We start from the raw sequence: 17,216 nt of genomic DNA on the forward strand, positions 1-17,216 counted from the left end.
TGCAAATCTACAACACGGAGCGGCCTCACATGGCCCTGAAAAACAAAACGCCCGATGCGGTGCATCGGGCGTTTTGAGGCCTACTGGCCTACCTGTATAGGTGTAAACCTATTTCAGGACTAGACACCGCAATGTCCCTCAGCGCCCCAGCAAACGGGCCAGGCCGACACTCATCGGCGTGGGCTCAGGGAACGTGAAGCGCTGCAGCAGCCGCTGGTTGCTGGCCCGCGAATGGCGGATATCACCGCCACGGGCCGGGCCATAGCTGATGGGCGGCAATGGCCCGACCACCTCGGCCAGGGCCGCGAGCATCTGCTTGAGGCTAGTGGCCTGGTTCAGGCCGACGTTGACCGCCCCCACTTCCAGCTGCGGCGCCTCGATGGCCTGCACCAGCACCTGCACCAGATCGCCCACGTAGACGAAATCCCGGGTTTGCTCGCCATCGCCGAACACGCTGATGGGCAGCCCCTGCTGGGCCCGCTCGCTGAAAATGCTGATCACCCCGGAGTAGGGCGAGGACGGGTCCTGGCGCGGGCCGAAGATATTGAAGAAGCGGAAGATCGCTGGTTCCAGGCCGTGCTGGCGACGGTAGAAGTCAAAGTAGTGCTCGCCGGCCAGCTTGTCCGCCGCATAAGGGGTCAACGGCGCCTTGGCCGTGTCCTCGTCGATGGATTGGCCTTCGCCATTGTTGCCATAGACTGCCGCGCTGGAGGCGAACAGCACCCGCTTGACCCCATGCAGGCGCATGGCCTCGCAGACATTCAGGGTGCCAATGAAGTTGCTCTGGTGGGTCTGCACCGGGTCATCCACCGAGGCCTGCACCGAAGCCACCGCAGCCAGGTGAGCCACGGCGCAACAGCCCTGCATGGCCCGGTTGACCAGGGCCGCGTCGGCGACATCGCCTTGAATCAGTTCCACCCGCGCATCATCCAGGGGCAGGTTGCTCGGCTTGCCGGTGGACAAGTCATCCAGCACCCGCACCGAGTAACCCTTGGCCAGCAGTGCGTCAGTCAGGTGCGAGCCAATAAAACCGGCGCCGCCGGTGATCAATACAGGGCCATCAGCCATGACGATAAAACCTATCCAGTAAAGCCGGGAGTGCTGCGCGCCAGGCGCGTGGCTTGATCCCGAAGGTGTGAAGAATCTTCTTGCAGGCCAGCACCGCATGCTGCGGCTCTTCCGCGGCATCGGCGCTGGCGGCGTGGGCCTGGGCGGTAGGCGCCTCGATGGCCAGCGGATGCAGTTGCCGCGCCTCGCCCAGCACCGCTTGCCCCAGGGCCAGGGGCGTGGTGGCCTCCTGGCCGGCGTAGTGGTAGGTGCCCCACAGCGGCGCCGCACAGTCGAGCTGCTTGAGCACCGAGATGATCACCCGCGCGGCATCGTCCACCGGGGTCGGGTTGCCCCGGCGATCATCCGCCATCAGCAACTCCTCCGGGGATTCGGCCCGCGCCAGGAAACGCCCGAGAATGCCATCGGCACTGTCGTCCAGCAGCCAGCCAAAACGCAGCAGCACGTGCTGCGGGCACGTGGCGCGCACGCTCTGCTCGATGCGCCACAGCGCCTGGCCGCGCAGGCCCAGGGGCACCGGCTCATCCTTCTCGCTGTAGGCGGTGGCCCGGGAGCCGTCGAACACCCGGTAGCTCGAAGGTTGCAGGAGAATGATGTTGTGGTGCTGGCACAGCTCGGCCAGCCGCTCGACCGCCCGCTCCTGACCGCTCAGGCGCGCTTCGCTCACCGACTCCGCCTGGAACCAGTCGAAGTAGTAGGCCAGGTTGATCAAGGCATCCGGGCGGGTGTCATCGAGCAGTTGCGTGAGGCTCGCGGCGTCCCAACCGTCTTGCGGTGGACGGGGGGCGAGGAAACCTATGTCTTCCTCCGCACCCAGGCGAATCAGCGCCTGCCCAAGGGCATTTCCGCCGCCCAGTAACATAAGGCGCATTCGCATAGAGTCAGCAGGCCCAGTCAGTTCAGAACGATGGTTTGGATCGGCCAATCCCATGGGTTAGGCCATCGAGAATTGCCGGAATCGTTGCATTTTGCGGGTTTGTGGCGCAAGCGTCACTGAGAAAGTGACGCGCGCCCCACCAGGACTCTAGCCGCTGCGGCCCGCTGGGCCCGGGCGCCCGGCCGACGGCGCCTTTGCCCCCAGCCCAAGGCTTGCAAGTTGCCTCGGGCGGCCGCATAAATTCCCTTATGAACCTTGCCCAATCCGTCGACCCGGTGCTGGACGGCTTTCATCCCGCCGTCCGTGCCTGGTTCAAGCGCACCTTCGCCACCGTAACCACGGCCCAGGCCCGCGCCTGGCCGCTGATTGCCCAGGGCCGCTCGACCCTGGTGGCCGCGCCCACCGGCTCCGGCAAGACCCTGACCGCCTTTCTCGTCGTGCTCGACGACCTGGTGCGCCAGGGCCTGGCCGCCGGCGGCGAACTGCCGGACGCCACCCTGGTGGTCTACGTCTCGCCGCTCAAGGCCCTGAGCAACGATATCCAGATCAACCTGCAAGACCCGCTGGCCGGCATCACCGAGCAACTGCGACTGATGGGCCTGCCGCCACTGGCGATCCGCACCGCCGTGCGCACCGGCGACACCCCGCAGAAAGACCGCAATGCCATGCGCAAGAACGCGCCGCAGATTCTCGTCACCACTCCGGAATCGCTCTATGTGCTGCTGGGTTCGGACTCGGGCCGGAAGATGCTGGCCAGCACCCGCACGGTAATTGTCGACGAGATCCACGCCCTGGCCGGGAGCAAGCGCGGCAGCCACCTGGCCTTGAGCCTGGAGCGCCTGCAGGCACTCTGTGGCGAACCGCTGTTGCGCATCGGCCTGTCTGCCACGCAGAAACCCATCGAAGCCGTCTCGCGTTTTCTGGTGGGCCATCAGCGATCCTGCGAAATTGTCGATATCGGCCATGCCCGGCCCCGCGACCTGGCCCTGGAAGTGCCGCCGGTGCCGCTGTCGGCGGTGATGGCCAATGATGTATGGGAGTTGGTCTACGAACGTCTGGCGGAACGGGTTCGAGAGCACCGCACCACGCTGATCTTCGTCAACACCCGGCGCCTGGCCGAGCGCCTGGCACGGCACCTTAGCGAGCGCCTGGGCAAGCCGGCGGTGGCCGCGCACCACGGCAGCCTGGCCAAGGAACAGCGCCTTGAGGCCGAGCAGCGACTCAAGGCCGGCGAACTGCAGGTGCTGATCGCCACCGCCTCGCTGGAACTGGGGATCGATATCGGCGATGTCGACCTGGTGTGCCAGATCGGCTCGCCCGGCTCGATCTCGGCCTTTCTGCAACGGGTCGGTCGCTCCGGCCATCAGGTGGGCGGCATGCCCAAGGGCCGCCTGTTCGCCCTGACCCGGGACGACCTGATCGAATGCGCCGCCCTGCTCGACTGCGTGCGCCGCGGCGAACTGGACAGCCTGCTGATTCCCCGGGCGCCGCTGGATGTACTGGCCCAGCAGATAGTCGCCGAGGTCAGCTGCCAGGAATGGCCGGAACACCAGCTGTTGGACATGTTGCGCCGGGCCTCACCCTATGCCGAGCTGGATCAGGCCCACTACCAGGCCCTGTTGCAGATGCTCGCCGAGGGTTTCAACGGCCGCCAGGGCCTGCGCAGCGCCTACCTGCACCGCGATGCCCTGAGCCGCACCCTGCGCGGACGGCGCGGGGCCAAGCTGACCGCGGTGACCAGCGGCGGGACCATTCCCGACAACGCCGACTACAGCGTGCTGCTGGAACCCCAGGGCCTGAATATCGGCAGCGTTAACGAAGACTTCGCCGTGGAAAGCATCGCCGGCGACGTGTTCCAGCTGGGCAATACGTCCTACCGCATCCTGCGGGTGGAAAGTGGCAAGGTACGAGTCGAAGACGCCCAGGGCCAGCCGCCGAACATTCCCTTCTGGCTCGGCGAGGCTCCAGGGCGCAGCGCCGAGCTGTCCAGCGCGGTGGCCCGGCTGTTGGCCCAGCTGGACGAGCTGCTTGGTGCCACGCCCGGGCAACTGCACCCGGCCATCCATTGGCTGCAACAGCAGCTGGGCCTGGACCGCGCCAGCGCCGAGCAACTGGTGGACTACCTGGCCCCGGCGCGCCTGGCTTTAGGCGCCTTGCCGTCCCAGGACACGCTGATCATGGAGCGCTTCTTCGACGAGTCCGGCGGCACTCAACTGGTCATCCACAGCCCCTTCGGCAGCCGTATCAACCGCGCCTGGGGCCTGGCCCTGCGCAAGCGTTTCTGTCGCACCTTCAATTTCGAACTGCAGGCCGCGGCCAGCGAGGACGCCATCGTCCTGTCGCTGTCCACCAGCCACAGCTTCGCCCTCGACGAGGTGTGGCGTTACCTGCACAGCCACAGCGCCGAGCACATCCTGATCCAGGCCCTGCTGGACGCCCCGCTGTTCGGCGTGCGCTGGCGCTGGAATGCCGGGGTGGCCCTGGCCCTGCCGCGCTACAGCGGCGGGCGCAAGGTGGCGCCGCAGATCCAGCGGATGAAGAGCGAGGACCTGATCGCCAGCGTGTTTCCCGACCAGATCGCCTGCCTGGAGAACCTCGCGGGCGAGCGCGAGATCCCCGACCATCCGCTGGTGGAGCAGACCCTCGACGACTGCCTGCACCAAGCCATGGACTGCGAGGGATGGCTGCAACTGCTGCGGCGCATGGAACAGGGCCAGGTGCGCCTGCTGTGCCGCGACCTGCCGGCGCCCTCGCCCCTGGCGGCGGAGATTCTCAGTGCCAAGCCATACACCTTTCTCGACGATGCGCCCCTGGAAGAACGCCGCACCCAGGCGGTGCTGGCGCGCCGCTGGAGCGACCCGCAAAGCAGCGACGACCTCGGTGCCCTGGACCCCGAGGCAATCGCCGCGGTAGCCCAGGAAGCCTGGCCGAACCCCGCCAGTGCCGATGAAATGCACGAAGCACTGATGAGCCTGGCGCTGATCAGCGAGGCCGAAGCCCAGGCCAATGCCCACTGGAGCCATTGGCTGGCCAGCCTCGCCGCCCACGGCCGGGCCTGCCGCGTGCAAGCCGGGCCCGATGGCGGCCTGTGGCTGGCCCTGGAACGTATCAACGGCCTGCGTGCCCTGTATCCCCAGCCCATGCAACCGGACCTGCACGCGCTGCCGGGTTTCGACCAGGCCTGGGACGCCGAGCCGGCCCTGGTGGAAGTCATCCGCGCCCGCCTCAGTGGTTTCGCCCCGCAGACCCTGGCGCAGATCGCCACGCCCCTGGGGTTGCCGTCCACGGCGATCAACCAGGCCCTGGTCCAGCTGGAACGCGAGGGCTATGTGCTGCGTGGTCGCTTCAGCCCTGGCGGCGAAGAGGAACAGTGGTGCGAACGCCATCTGCTGGCGCGCATTCATCGCTACACGGTCAAGCGCCTGCGGCGTGAGATCGAGCCAGTGGCCTTGCAGGACTTCATGCGCTTTCTGTTCGACTGGCAGCGCCTGTCACCGGCCACCCAGGGCCAGGGCAGCGCCATGCTGGCCGAGGTGGTTGCCCAGTTCGAGGGTTACCCCGCCGCCGCCTCGGCCTGGGACAGCGACCTGCTGCCGGCGCGGATCAAGGACTACGCCCCCCATTGGCTGGATGAACTGTGCCGCAGCGGCAAGCTGGTCTGGAGCCGGATCAATGCCAGCGGCAAGAACGCCGGCAACGCCCTGCGCAGCACCCCGATCGTACTGCTGCCACGCGCCCGGGCGGCGCTGTGGAATGCCCTGGCCAACCCCGGCGAAAGCAGCGAACTGTCGCCCAAGGCGCAGAAAGTCCAGGCCCTGCTGAGCCAGCAAGGCGCGCTGTTTTTCGATGAGCTGCTGCATGAAGCCCACCTGCTGCGCAGCGAACTGGAGGCGGTGTTGCAGGAACTGGTGGGCGCCGGCCTGGTGAATGCCGACAGTTTCGCCGGCTTGCGGGCGTTGATCACCCCGGCCAGCAAACGCCAGAAGCGCAGCAGCCGACGCGGCCGCGGGGCGCTGGTCGGCGGCATGGACGACGCCGGTCGCTGGGCCCTACTGCGGCGCTCGGCGAACCAGGATGCAGCGACCACCCTGGAACAGGTGGCCATGACCCTGCTGCGTCGCTACGGCGTGGTGTTCTGGCGCCTGCTGGAGCGCGAGGCCGACTGGCTGCCCAGCTGGCGCGAGCTGTTGCGCACTTTCCATCGCCTGGAAGCCCGAGGCGAGATTCGCGGCGGACGTTTTGTCAGCGGCCTGGCCGGTGAACAGTTCGCCTTGCCGGAAGCCATCCCGCTGCTGCGGGAAGTGCGGCGTCGACCTCACGACGGCAGCCTGATCGCGGTGTGCGGCGTCGACCCCTTGAACCTCGCCGGCACCCTGCTGCCCGGGCCCAAGGTGCCGGCCCTGAGCGGCAACCGCCTGGTGTATCGCGACGGCCTGCCCGCCGCAGCCGAGATCGCCGGCACCCAGCACCTGTGGCTGGAACTCGAAGCGCAAGACGCCCAGGCCCTGCGCAACAAATTGATCCGGCACTAACCCGCTCGCCGCCCCACCTCTCGTAGAAGCCGGCCTGCCGGCGAAGGGGCCGGCAAGCCCTGCACAAAACTCAATGGCCCTGTCTATTGCGCCCTGGCACCACTCGCCGGCGCCAGGCCGAAGCGATTGCGGTACTCGCTGGGGGCAAGGCCGGTGACCTTGCGGAACAGGCTGCGGAAGGTCGCCGGGTCCTGGTAGCCCACGGTCCAGGCGATATGGTCGATGGTGCCATTGGTGAACTCCAGCAACTCCCGGGCCTTGCCCACCCGCAGGTGCTGGCAGTACTGGGTCGGCTTGAGGCCAGTGGCCGCGCGAAACCGGCGCAGCAGGGTGCGCTGTTCAAGGCCAGCCTGCTGCGCCATCGCCGCCAGGGAGACATCCACCGCGCCATTGGCTTGCAACCAGTGCTGCACCTTGAGAATCGCCCCGTCGCCATGATTGAGAATCGGCGCAAAATTGCTGCCGCGCTGGCTGGCGCTGGCGCTGTGCTCCATCACCAGAAAGCGCGCGGTGGCACTGGCGATGCCCGGCCCCAGCAGACGCTCCACCAGGCGCAGCCCCAGCTCGGCCCAGGCCATCAACCCGGCGCTGGTAATCAGGTCGCCGTCATCGACCATGGGTTTGTCGGCTTCCAACCGCACCTGGGGATAACGCGCGGCAAAGGCCTGGGCCGAGGTCCAGTGGGTGGTGGCGCAGCGACCATCGAGCAGGCCGCTCTCGGCCAGCAGGATCGAGCCCACACAGACCCCGCCCAAGGTTGCGCCGGCGGCGTGCTGCTGGCGCAACCAGGCGGCCAGGGCCGGAGATGACTGGCTGGCGCTGAAACCCGCCAACGACGGCGGAATCACCAGCGCCAGCAAGCCGCCACTGTCTCCAGCCTGGCTGGCATAGACCCGGCTCGGGCCCTGCTCATTGCCGGTCGCCTGCCAATGGCTTACACACAGCTGCGGCAACTGTGCCTGCGGCTGCTCTGCGGCGATCCGGTTGGCCACTTCGAACAGGTCGGTCAGGCCATGCACCGCGGCCATCTGCACCCCGGGATAAAGCAACACGCCCAGTTCGGCGACCCTGCCTTGAATGCCCACTGTCAGTTTTCCCTCGCTTAATGTCGGTGCGGCCAATCCACCCGCGATTACCAGCCGCCGATACTGGCCCCAGGCTCAATCACTCACTTGGAGGCACCACCCATGGCCAAACAGGCGCTCATCGTAATCGATATCCAGAATGACTACTTCGCCAACGGCAAATGGCCCCTGGTCGGCGTCGAAGCCGCAGCGGACAACGCCGCCCGGCTGATCCAGGCCTTCCGCCAGCAGGGTCGACCCGTGGTGCACGTGCGCCACGAATTCACCTCCGACAGCGCGCCCTTCTTCACCCCGGGCTCCGAGGGTGCGCAGCTGCACGCCAAGGTCCTGAACCGTGCCGAGGAGCCTGTGGTGCTCAAGCACTTCGTCAATTCGTTCCGCGACACCAATCTGCAATCGATCCTTGAGGAGCTGCAGGTCGATGAACTGGTGCTGGTGGGCAACATGAGCCATATGTGCGTGGAAGGCACCGCCCGGGCCGCGGCCGACCTGGGCTATGGGGTGCAGGTGATCAACGACGCCTGTGCCACCCTCGACCTGGAATTCAAGGGCCAGCGGGTGCCGGCGGCCCAGGTGCACAACGCGGTGATGGCCGCCCTGGCCTTCGCCTATGCCCAAGTTCTGAGTACTGAGGAATTCCTTGCCGCCTGACGGTTCCGGCATTGCCTGCGCCAAACATCTGCGCAGGCAATGCCAGGCTAATAAGCCGATTCCAACACACAACTTACATATACGAATGATTATTATTTAATTGCTGTTTCATTATCACAAGCCATCGCAGCGCAACTGCAAAACAGCCAAATTAATGACGCCACTAACAAGCCAACTATTCAATAGCTGACTAATAGAAATCAGCAGCCCGCGCATTATTTCAAATCCGCTTTAGATTTATTCGGACATTATACTTTCGCCGCATAACTACAACCCTTATAAACAGCCCGCCTTATTGCCAATGATGGTTTAACCCGCATAGCGCAAATAGCTATAAAACGTAGAGCAAAAAGCAATATAAATTGCTCATCGCCCTCTGAAGACTGCGTATTTACTGGGCAAAAATGCCCTTTAAAAGTTCTGACCATTCCGTCAAGCACCGCCATGTAAGCACTTGAATACATAATCATCCGCACTTTCCCTGCGCGCCAAAAAGCAGCCTTGCGAGCCACTTCATTGAACTTACTTGCAAATCCGACGGGCTTGGCTAAGTTGATAGCTACTCGCCACTGAAACACTCTTCAGCGATCAAAACACCAATAACAACCGTCGAGGAACTGAATAACCAGACGCCCTCCCTGCCCCGCCAAGCTGACACTGACATGGAACTAGTCATACCAATCAAGAGGGACGCTTGATGAAGCGCAGCTCGTTGTCTCATGCCTTCTCGCTCAAGGGCACAGCCGAAAACTACTGGCTGTCGCTGGTGCTGTTCGCAGTCTTGGTGGTGGTCAGCTTTGTGCTGTTCGAGCCACAGATCCAAGAGCTGCTGCAGCAACTGAGCACTTTCCTTCCAACCGATCCCCTGCAGCGCACCGGCCTGGCCCTGTTGCTGATCGCCTTGTTGGCGCTGGACGTCCTGTTGCCGGTGCCTTCGAGCCTGGTGGCGCTGCTGGCAGTGGCGGCCCTGGGCGCCGTTGGCGGCTACCTGGTGATCTTTATCGGCCTGTGCCTGGGCGCCGTGCTGGGCTACTGGCTGGGGGCCGGCTACTTTCGCCTGCTATCCAGGCGCCTGGGCCTGCGTAGCTGGCAACCCGGGCAATTGGCCTATCGCCTCAATACCTTGTCGCTGATCTGCCTGCGCGGAGTGCCAGTGCTGGCGGAAACCTCGGTATTGGCCGCCGGCATGCAACGCTACCCGCTGCGCCAGTTCCTCCTGGTCACCACCCTGGCCAATGCCGGGCTGGCCCTGGCCTACGCCGCCATTGGCAGCCTGCTGGTGGAAGAGCACGCGCTGCTGGCGACCCTGCTTGCCAGCATGGTGCTGCCCGGCCTGTTCCTCGGCGCCCGCAGCCTGCTCAAGCCCCGCACCGGGCACAGCGAACAGGCACTCGACCAGCCCCTGGAGGGGCGCTTCGAGGTCAGCTACCAGTACCCGGTCCTGTTCACCGACCATGTCTTCGCTACGCACAACCCCTGCCTGCATCGGCAACTGGCCCAGCCTCAGGGGCGGACCAAGGTGCTGGTGTTCGTCGATGAACAGCTGCTGCATTGCAACCCGTCATTGCCGGAGCAGATCGCAGCCTACTTCGACGCCTACAGCACTGACCTGCACCTGCAAGCGGCGCCGATCGCGGTGCCGGCGGGCGAGTCGAGCAAGACCGCCGAGGTGCTCCAGCAGTTGTACGCGCACATGCTGGAACAGGGCCTGGACCGCCATTGCTACGTGCTGGCCCTGGGCGGCGGCGCGGTGCTGGACGCGGTGGGCTACGCCTGCGCCACCTTCCACCGGGGCATGCGCCTGATCCGCCTGCCGAGCACGGTGCTGGCCCAGAACGATGCCGGGATCGGGGTCAAGAACGGCATCAACGCCTTCGCCCAGAAGAACCTGCTGGGGGCCTTCTACCCAGCCAACGCGGTGATCAACGACTTCCAGTTGCTGCTGAGCCTGTCCCGGCGCGACCAGCTCGCCGGCTTGGCCGAAGCCGTCAAGGTGGCAGTGATCAAGGACGCAGCGTTCTTCCAGTGGATGGAGCAACAGGCCGAGGCCCTGGCGAACTTCGAACACAGCGCCAGCCGCTACGCCATCCGCCGTTGCGCCGAACTGCACCTGGGGCATATCACCGGTGCCGGCGATCCTTTCGAACGCGGCAATGGCCGGCCCCTGGACTACGGTCACTGGGCCGCGCACAAGCTGGAGAACCTCAGCCAGCACCGCTTGCGCCATGGTGAGGCGGTGGCGGTGGGCATGGCCCTGGATGCCTTCTATGCCAATGCCTGCGGCTTGCTGAAAGATGCCGAGACCCAGCGCCTGGTGCAGTTGCTGGACCGGCTCGGCTTCAACCTGTGCCCGCCGGAGCTGGGCCTGAAAGATGCCCAGGGCCGCTCCCTGGTGCTGCTGGGGCTGGAGGAGTTCCGCCAGCACCTGGGTGGCCAGTTGTCGATCCCGTTGCTTGGGCGCCTGGGCCAGTCGGTGGACGTGCACCACATCGAACGGCCGCTGATGGAGCAGGCCCTGTTGCGCCTGTGCAGCTTCGGCGGGCCGGACTTCGCCTGGAGCGAGGGCTGCGCACAATGACCGCTTCAACCCTGACCACCTGGCTGACCCTGGGCCGGGTCTCCAACCTGCCGACGGTGTGGACCAACGCCCTGGCCGCTGCCTTGCTGGCCAGCAGCGCCAGTGCCCTGGCGCCGCCTTCGCCGCTGGTCTGGACCTTGCTGCTGGTGGCGCTCTCGGCGCTGTACCTGGCGGGCATGCTGCTCAACGACCTGCTGGATGCCGACTGGGACCAGCAGCACCACAACCCGCGACCGATCGTGCTGGGCCTGGTCAGCCGTACCCAGGTCACCCTGGCCACCGCGGCCCTGCTGTTGCTGGCGAGCCTGTCGGTGCTGGGCCTGAGCCAACTGATCGCCCAGCCCCACTGGCTACTGGCCAGTGCCGCCTTGCTGCTGCTGTTCATCCTTGCCTACAACCTGCTGCACAAGAAGTATCCCCACAGCGTATGGCTGATGGGCGGCTGCCGCTCGGCGCTGTACCTGACCGCTGCCGCCAGCCTGGCTCTGCCAGCGCAGCCGCTGTGGCTGTGCGCCGCGCTGCTGGGCACCTATATCGCCGGGCTGACCTACCTGGCGCGCCTGGAACACCAGAACCAACTGCTCAGCCGCCTGCCGCTGCTGCTGATGCTCAGCCCCCTGCTGCTGGCCGCCTATGCCGACAACGCGGTGTTCTGGCTGGTGCTGCTGCTGTGGCTGGGCTGGCTGGGGTGGCATTACCGGCGCCACCTGAGCAACCCGCGGCAACGGCAGATCCGCGCCTTTATCGGTGCCGGCCTGGCCGCCCTGCCGCTGTTCGATGCCCTGGTGCTGGCGGTAGCCAACCAGCCCCTGGGCAGCCTGTTGTGCGTGCTGGTGTTCTTCCTGCTTCCTCACCTTCAGCGCTGGATCAAGCCGACATGAGCATGGATGCGCTTTGCCCCACCCCGACCCCGCTCGCCCTGCGCCGTGAAGCCTTTGTCGAAAAGCGCCGGCACTTCGACGGGCAACTCGACGAGCAGACCCGCCGCTGGTGGCACCAGGCCCTGGAGCAACTGGCCGATCAGCCGTCGGCCAACACCCTGGTGCTGCTCAGCAGCCAGTGCAAGCGTCGCCTCGGCGATGCCCCCCTGGCCGGCCAGCCGGACTGCAAGCAAACCCAGCAGGCCCGGGCCCTGCTGGTGGCGCAACTGCTCGAGCAGCAGGCCGGTGGCGATCAACTGGCGCTGCTGCGCCAGCTGTTCCTGTGGGGCGACGATCAGGAAAAAAGCGCGCTGCTGAGCATTCTCGACGACCTCGACAGCCAGGGTCGCAGCCTCGACCTGGCGCTGCAGGCAGGGCGCACCAACAACCGCGAAGTGTTCGCCGCCATCGCCCTGGACAACCCCTTCCCCGCCCGCCACTACCCGGAGCGGGCCTTCCACCAGTTGGTGCTCAAGAGCCTGGGCATGGGCCTGGACAGCGGGCGAATTCTGGGGCTGGCCCAGCGCCGCAGCGTCGACCTCAACCAACTGGCCCTGGAACACATGGAAGAACAGCTGGCGGCGGGCCGCAGCGTCAGCGATGCGCTGCCCCAGGTCATCGCCTTCGAGCTGCTGAGCCAGGCCCAGCGCCAGCGCCTGCGCGGCCTGTGCCAGCAGCAGCGCTTGCCAGCGCACTGGCTCCGACATTTGCCGCCTGAAGCCTGAAAGCTCCCGGCGGCAGCCACTCGATTTCACTCGATCACTCGATAAGGGACACACCATGGCGAAGTACTTCGACCCGCACATCCATATGGTCAGCCGCACCACCGACGACTACCAGAACATGGCCGCCGCCGGTATCACCGGGGTGATCGAACCGGCCTTCTGGCAGGGCCAGGCGCGCACCAGCGTCGGCAGCTTCATCGACTATTTCGACACCCTGCTGGGCTGGGAACGCTTTCGCGCCAGCATGTTCGGCATCCACCACTTCTGCACCATCGGCCTCAACCCCAAGGAGGCCAACGACCTGTCGGTGGCCAATGAAGTGCTGGAGATTCTCCCGCGCTACCTGGTCAAGGACGGGGTAGTAGCGGTGGGCGAGATCGGCTACGACGACATCACCCCCGAGGAAGACCGCTTTCTCGCCGCCCAGCTGGAGCTGGCCCGGCAGTTCAACCTGCCGGTGCTGGTGCACACCCCGCACCGCGACAAGATCGGCGGCACCAAGCGCACCCTGGCGGTGATCCGCGAGGTGGGCATCGCCGAGAACCTGGTGATCATCGACCACCTCAACGAGCTGACCCTGCCCCTGGTGCTGGACAGCGATTGCTGGCGCGGGCACTCGATCTACCCCAATACCAAGATGTCGGAGCAGCGCATGGTGGCCCTGCTGCAGCAGTACGGCACCGAGAAGATGGTGGTCAACAGCGCCGCCGACTGGGGTATCAGCGACCCGTTGAAAGTGCCCAAGACCGGCCAGGCGATGCTCGCCGCCGGGTTCAGCGAAGCCCAGGTGGAGCAGGTGCTGTTTCATAACCCGGTGGATTTCTTCGCCCAGAGTGGCCAGTTGGACAAGCAACTGGTGAGCACCCCGCTGCCCATCGACCAGCGTCGCCAATGGCAGGACAACTCGGCCCTGCGCGGCCAGGAACCGGTGGTCAAATGAGTGCCCGGGCCGTATGGAACGCGGCGCAGGTCGGTTATTGCAGCAATGTCCACCCGGCCCGGGATGTGGCCGGCCTGCGGGCCTCGGTGCAGGCGCATTTCCAGGGGGTGCGCCGCCAGCGTGGGCTGGCGCTGCAGGACAGCGGGCTGTGGATCAGCGCCCAGGCCGCCGCCGAACTGCAACAGCCCCAGGTGCGCCAGGACTTCCTCGACCTGCTGCACGATTGCGGCCTGCGCCTGACTTCGCTGAACGGCTTTCCCTATGGCCAGTTCCATGAGGGTGCGGTGAAGGCCGAGGTCTACCGACCCACCTGGGCCGAGGCGCAACGCCTGGAATACAGCCTGCAACTGGCCCATCTGCTGGCGGCCGCCCTGCCCCTGGATTGTCACCTGGGGGTGATCTCCAGCGTGCCCCTGGGCTACGCCGCCAACTGGGACGCGGCCCAGCAACAACAGGCCGAAACCCATCTGCGGCAGTTGACCGCCGAGCTGGCCCAACTGCATCGCCAGAGCGGCAAGAAGATCCTGCTGTGCCTGGAGATGGAACCGGACTGCGTGCTGCAGGACACCGAGCAGGCCATCGCGTTCTTCAAGCACTGGCAGGCCAGCGATCCCCACCACAGCTACCTGGCGCTGTGCTTCGACGTCTGCCATCAGGCGGTGATGTTCGAGGACTGCTATCAGTCCCTGCAGCAACTGCTGCAGGCCAGGGTGCCGGTGGGCAAGATCCAGCTGTCCAATGCCCTGATCTGCCAGTTGCCGTTCGCCGACCAGGAGCGCCGCGGACAGGTTCTCAAGGCGTTGGGCAACTTCGCCGAGGCCACCTACCTGCATCAGGTCAAGGCCCGGGATACCGAGGGCCAACTGCTGGCCTGGGCCGACCTGCCCGCAGCGTTGCAGGCACCGGAAGCGGTCCAGGGGCATTGCCCGGAGCTGCGCATTCATTTCCACGTGCCCTTGTTCAGCGAGCAGTTCCTGCTGCCCGAGCTCAGCGGCAGCCAGGCGGCGCTGCTGCGCACCTTCGATTTTCTCGCCGACCATCCGCAGTGCCGGCCGGTGCTGGAGGTCGAGACTTACAGCTGGAATGTGCTGCCGGGGGCCTTGCGCCCCGACGGCGAACAGGCCCTGTTGCAGGGGATCGCCGCGGAGCTGCAATGGGTCGAGGAGCAGTTGCGCCAGCGCGATCTGCTGCGTACCCATTCCTCGTCGCTGGAGGCTTCTGCCCATGCCTACTGAACGCCCGCGCCAGCCCTTGCTGCTGATCAATGTGGTGGGGCTGACACCGAGCCTGCTGGGCCCCAATACCCCGCGGATCAATGCCCTGCTGCAACGGGCGCGAATGGCCCGGCTGCGCCCGGTGTTTCCCGCCGTGACCTCGACGGTGCAAGCCTCGATCCTCACCGGCCTGCCCCCGGCACAACATGGCATCGTCGGTAATGGCTGGTATTTTCGCGATCAGGCCGAAGTGCGTTTCTGGTTGCAGCCCAATGCCCTGATCCAGGGCGAGAAGGTCTGGCAGGCGCTGCAGCGCGAGGTTCCCGGCCTGCGCTGCAGCCAGCTGTTCTGGTGGTTCAACATGTATGCCGAGGTGGATGCAGCGATCACCCCGCGGCCACACTACCCCGCCGACGGGCGCAAGCAATTCGGCCTCTATTCATCACCGGCGGACCTGCATCAGCGCATCGAGCAGGAGATCGGCGAGTTTCCCTTCCCGGGGTTCTGGGGGCCGGCGGCAGGGATTGCCTCCAGCCGCTGGATAGTCGACTGCGCCATGGCCGAGTACCGCATCAGCCGCCCCGACCTGCAACTGATCTACCTGCCGCACCTGGACTACAGCCTGCAACGGGTGGGCCCGGAGCATCCGTCGATCGGCGTCGAGGTGCAGGCCATCGACCATGAAGTGGGTCGCCTGCTGGATTTCGCCCGGCAGCAGGATGCAGCGGTGATGCTGATTTCCGAATACGGCATCGAGCCGGTGCAGCAGTCGATCTCCATCAACCGCCTGTTGCGCGAAGAGGGCCTGGTGCAGGTGCGCCGTTCGCTGAGCTGGGAACTGCTGGACCCCGGCGCCAGCGCCGCCTTCGCCGTGGCAGACCACCAGATCGCCCATGTCTATGTGCGTCGGCCCGCGGATATCCCTCGGGTCAAGGCGCTGCTGCAGCGCCAGCCCGGCATCGAGCGGGTGCTGGACAAGCACGAGCAGCGCGCCTGGCAGCTGGACCACCCGCGCAGCGGCGAACTGGTGGCGGTGGCCGCTAAGGGCTTCTGGTTCGATTACTACTACTGGTTAGACGAACGCCTGGCGCCGGACTTCGCCCGCACCGTGGATATCCACCGCAAGCCGGGCTACGACCCGCTGGAGCTGTTCATCGACCCGGCGATCCGCTTTCCCAAGCTGCGGGTGGCTCGCCGGCTGCTGCAGAAGAAACTTGGTTTTCGCTACTACATGGACCTGATCCCCCTGGATACCGGGCTGGTCCGCGGCAGCCATGGACGCTTGCCGAGCAACCCCGAGGTCGGGCCGTTGCTGATCACCGATTGCGATTTACCCCTGCCGGAGCAACTGCCGGCCACTGCGGTAAAGCACCTGCTCCTAGAGCATTTCCTAGGGCGCCCCTATGACGATACGGCTCAGGCCAAGGAGATTCCATGCGGCGAACCATCCCTATAGTCATGCTAGGTGTACTGAGCGGCCTCGCTCAGGCACAGAGCCTGCCTCCCATCGACTGCAAGACCTTCCTCAGTTTTGCAGGCGATGCGAGCAAAACCCTGACCCAGTTCAAGCAGAGCCCGGAAACCATGGCCTGGAACTGGTTCGTGTGCTTCAACGGCCAGGACCCCAACTATCCCAAGCAGCGCGTCTGGGAGTCCTTCAAACCTTCGGACGAGGTCTACCAGCGCAAGGGCGAGACTCCCTTGCCTTACAACCAGCACGCCAACCTGCCGAGCGATGTGACCAACAAGGCACAGAGCATACCCGGCATGGACCCCAACGGACTGTTCCTGAACCTGGGCAACGACACCGATGGCAGTACCGACAACGGCACGCAGCAGGTCGATGGCCTGGCGCTGCAGATGGGCAACCAGGTGCCGGCGGCGCAACGCGGGCAAGCGGTGCGCTTCCACCTGCTGATGGGCCAGGACACCTTCGACTACGTCGTCAAGAACAAGGTCTACAACCGTAATGGCATTGCCGCCCTGACCAGCGACCTGGTGTTCCCCACCACGGCCTGGGAACTGAAGACTTCCTGGTTGTGGATCGGCAGCGATGCCGAGTTCCAGAAACAGTTGGTGGCGGACGGCTACTTCATCGCCCAGGCCTACTACGTCGACAAGAACGGCCAGTACCAGGTCGGCTTTGCCGGGCTCAGCGGCATGCACGTGATCAACAAGCTGACCCACGACTGGGTCTGGAGCACCTTCGAGAACCTCAACAACAGCAAGTACACGGTGACCAACGAGACACCGGCCAAGCCGATGCACAACATCACCGGCCCGACCGACGCGGCCAAGCCGGTGAACGCGCAGTTCCAGGCGGCGAACAAGAACCTGGCCCAGTACGAGCTGATCGGCGTGCAGTACGACCACGCCCAGCCTGCGCCCAAGCTGCTGGCCAACTCGCAGATGGAGTCGGCGTTCCAGAGCCAATCCTCGTGCCTGGCGTGCCACAACACCGCGGCCTACTCGAGCAGCAAGAACACCTTCTTCAACTTCGCCCTGAAGCAGGACGGCGGGATCGTCTATCCCACCTCGGTGCTGCCGGACAGCGATTTTGCCGGCTATCAAAAACTGGACTACGTCTGGTCGCTGAAACGCGCCCAGTGGAAACGCTAAGGAGAGC

The 17,216-nt window shown here is 65.5% G+C and carries 12 protein-coding genes; 9 read left to right on the plus strand and 3 right to left on the minus strand.

Annotated elements, in window-relative coordinates; all coding sequences use genetic code 11:
* Positions 1 to 138 precede the first annotated feature (138 nt).
* Complete coding sequence (locus J4P02_RS28340; protein WP_426196670.1) at positions 139 to 1,068, minus strand: NAD-dependent epimerase/dehydratase family protein; 930 nt, start codon at positions 1,066 to 1,068, stop codon at positions 139 to 141.
* Positions 1,061 to 1,945 (minus strand): sugar nucleotide-binding protein, encoded by an 885-nt coding sequence (locus tag J4P02_RS28345; RefSeq protein WP_426196672.1) that lies wholly within the window; start codon positions 1,943 to 1,945, stop codon positions 1,061 to 1,063. Before J4P02_RS28345 ends, J4P02_RS28340 begins: the two co-directional genes overlap by 8 nt.
* A 248-nt stretch (positions 1,946 to 2,193) precedes the next feature.
* Here J4P02_RS28345 and J4P02_RS28350 point away from each other — a divergent pair, with 248 nt between their 5' ends.
* Positions 2,194 to 6,477, plus strand: a complete 4,284-nt coding sequence (locus J4P02_RS28350; RefSeq protein WP_426196674.1) for a DEAD/DEAH box helicase — start codon at positions 2,194 to 2,196, stop codon at positions 6,475 to 6,477.
* 83 nt (positions 6,478 to 6,560) lie between these two features.
* Here J4P02_RS28350 and J4P02_RS28355 read toward each other — a convergent pair whose 3' ends face one another.
* Positions 6,561 to 7,505 carry a GlxA family transcriptional regulator gene (locus J4P02_RS28355; protein WP_426196742.1) on the minus strand — a complete coding sequence of 315 codons (945 nt, stop codon included), beginning with the start codon at positions 7,503 to 7,505 and terminating at the stop codon, positions 6,561 to 6,563.
* 159 nt (positions 7,506 to 7,664) lie between these two features.
* On the opposite strand from J4P02_RS28355, the gene J4P02_RS28360 reads away from it, so the two are divergent.
* The 8 genes from J4P02_RS28360 (at position 7,665) to J4P02_RS28395 (ending at position 17,209) form a co-directional block, all read left to right on the plus strand.
* Positions 7,665 to 8,213 carry a cysteine hydrolase family protein gene (locus J4P02_RS28360; RefSeq protein ID WP_426196676.1) on the plus strand — a complete coding sequence of 183 codons (549 nt, stop codon included), beginning with the start codon at positions 7,665 to 7,667 and terminating at the stop codon, positions 8,211 to 8,213.
* A gap of 697 nt (positions 8,214 to 8,910) precedes the next feature.
* On the plus strand, positions 8,911 to 10,791 hold the full coding sequence (locus J4P02_RS28365) for a 3-dehydroquinate synthase (protein WP_426196678.1): 1,881 nt from the start codon (positions 8,911 to 8,913) through the stop codon (positions 10,789 to 10,791).
* Positions 10,788 to 11,672: a UbiA family prenyltransferase gene (locus tag J4P02_RS28370; RefSeq protein ID WP_426196680.1), complete on the plus strand. Its 885-nt coding sequence runs from the start codon at positions 10,788 to 10,790 to the stop codon at positions 11,670 to 11,672. Before J4P02_RS28365 ends, J4P02_RS28370 begins: the two co-directional genes overlap by 4 nt.
* Positions 11,669 to 12,436 carry an EboA domain-containing protein gene (locus tag J4P02_RS28375; protein WP_426196682.1) on the plus strand — a complete coding sequence of 256 codons (768 nt, stop codon included), beginning with the start codon at positions 11,669 to 11,671 and terminating at the stop codon, positions 12,434 to 12,436. The genes J4P02_RS28370 and J4P02_RS28375 overlap by 4 nt, the downstream gene beginning before the upstream one ends.
* A gap of 55 nt (positions 12,437 to 12,491) precedes the next feature.
* Positions 12,492 to 13,376 (plus strand): TatD family hydrolase, encoded by an 885-nt coding sequence (locus tag J4P02_RS28380; protein WP_019094227.1) that lies wholly within the window; start codon positions 12,492 to 12,494, stop codon positions 13,374 to 13,376.
* Positions 13,373 to 14,611 (plus strand): metabolite traffic protein EboE, encoded by a 1,239-nt coding sequence (eboE, locus tag J4P02_RS28385; RefSeq protein WP_426196685.1) that lies wholly within the window; start codon positions 13,373 to 13,375, stop codon positions 14,609 to 14,611. Before J4P02_RS28380 ends, eboE begins: the two co-directional genes overlap by 4 nt.
* On the plus strand, positions 14,601 to 16,046 hold the full coding sequence (locus tag J4P02_RS28390) for an alkaline phosphatase family protein (protein ID WP_426196687.1): 1,446 nt from the start codon (positions 14,601 to 14,603) through the stop codon (positions 16,044 to 16,046). Before eboE ends, J4P02_RS28390 begins: the two co-directional genes overlap by 11 nt.
* Positions 16,025 to 17,209 (plus strand): hypothetical protein, encoded by a 1,185-nt coding sequence (locus J4P02_RS28395; RefSeq protein WP_426196689.1) that lies wholly within the window; start codon positions 16,025 to 16,027, stop codon positions 17,207 to 17,209. The genes J4P02_RS28390 and J4P02_RS28395 overlap by 22 nt, the downstream gene beginning before the upstream one ends.
* The last annotated feature ends 7 nt before the right edge of the window (positions 17,210 to 17,216 follow it).

The organism is Pseudomonas sp. NFXW11, assembly GCF_049887815.1.
Classification (GTDB): Bacteria; Pseudomonadota; Gammaproteobacteria; order Pseudomonadales; family Pseudomonadaceae; genus Aquipseudomonas.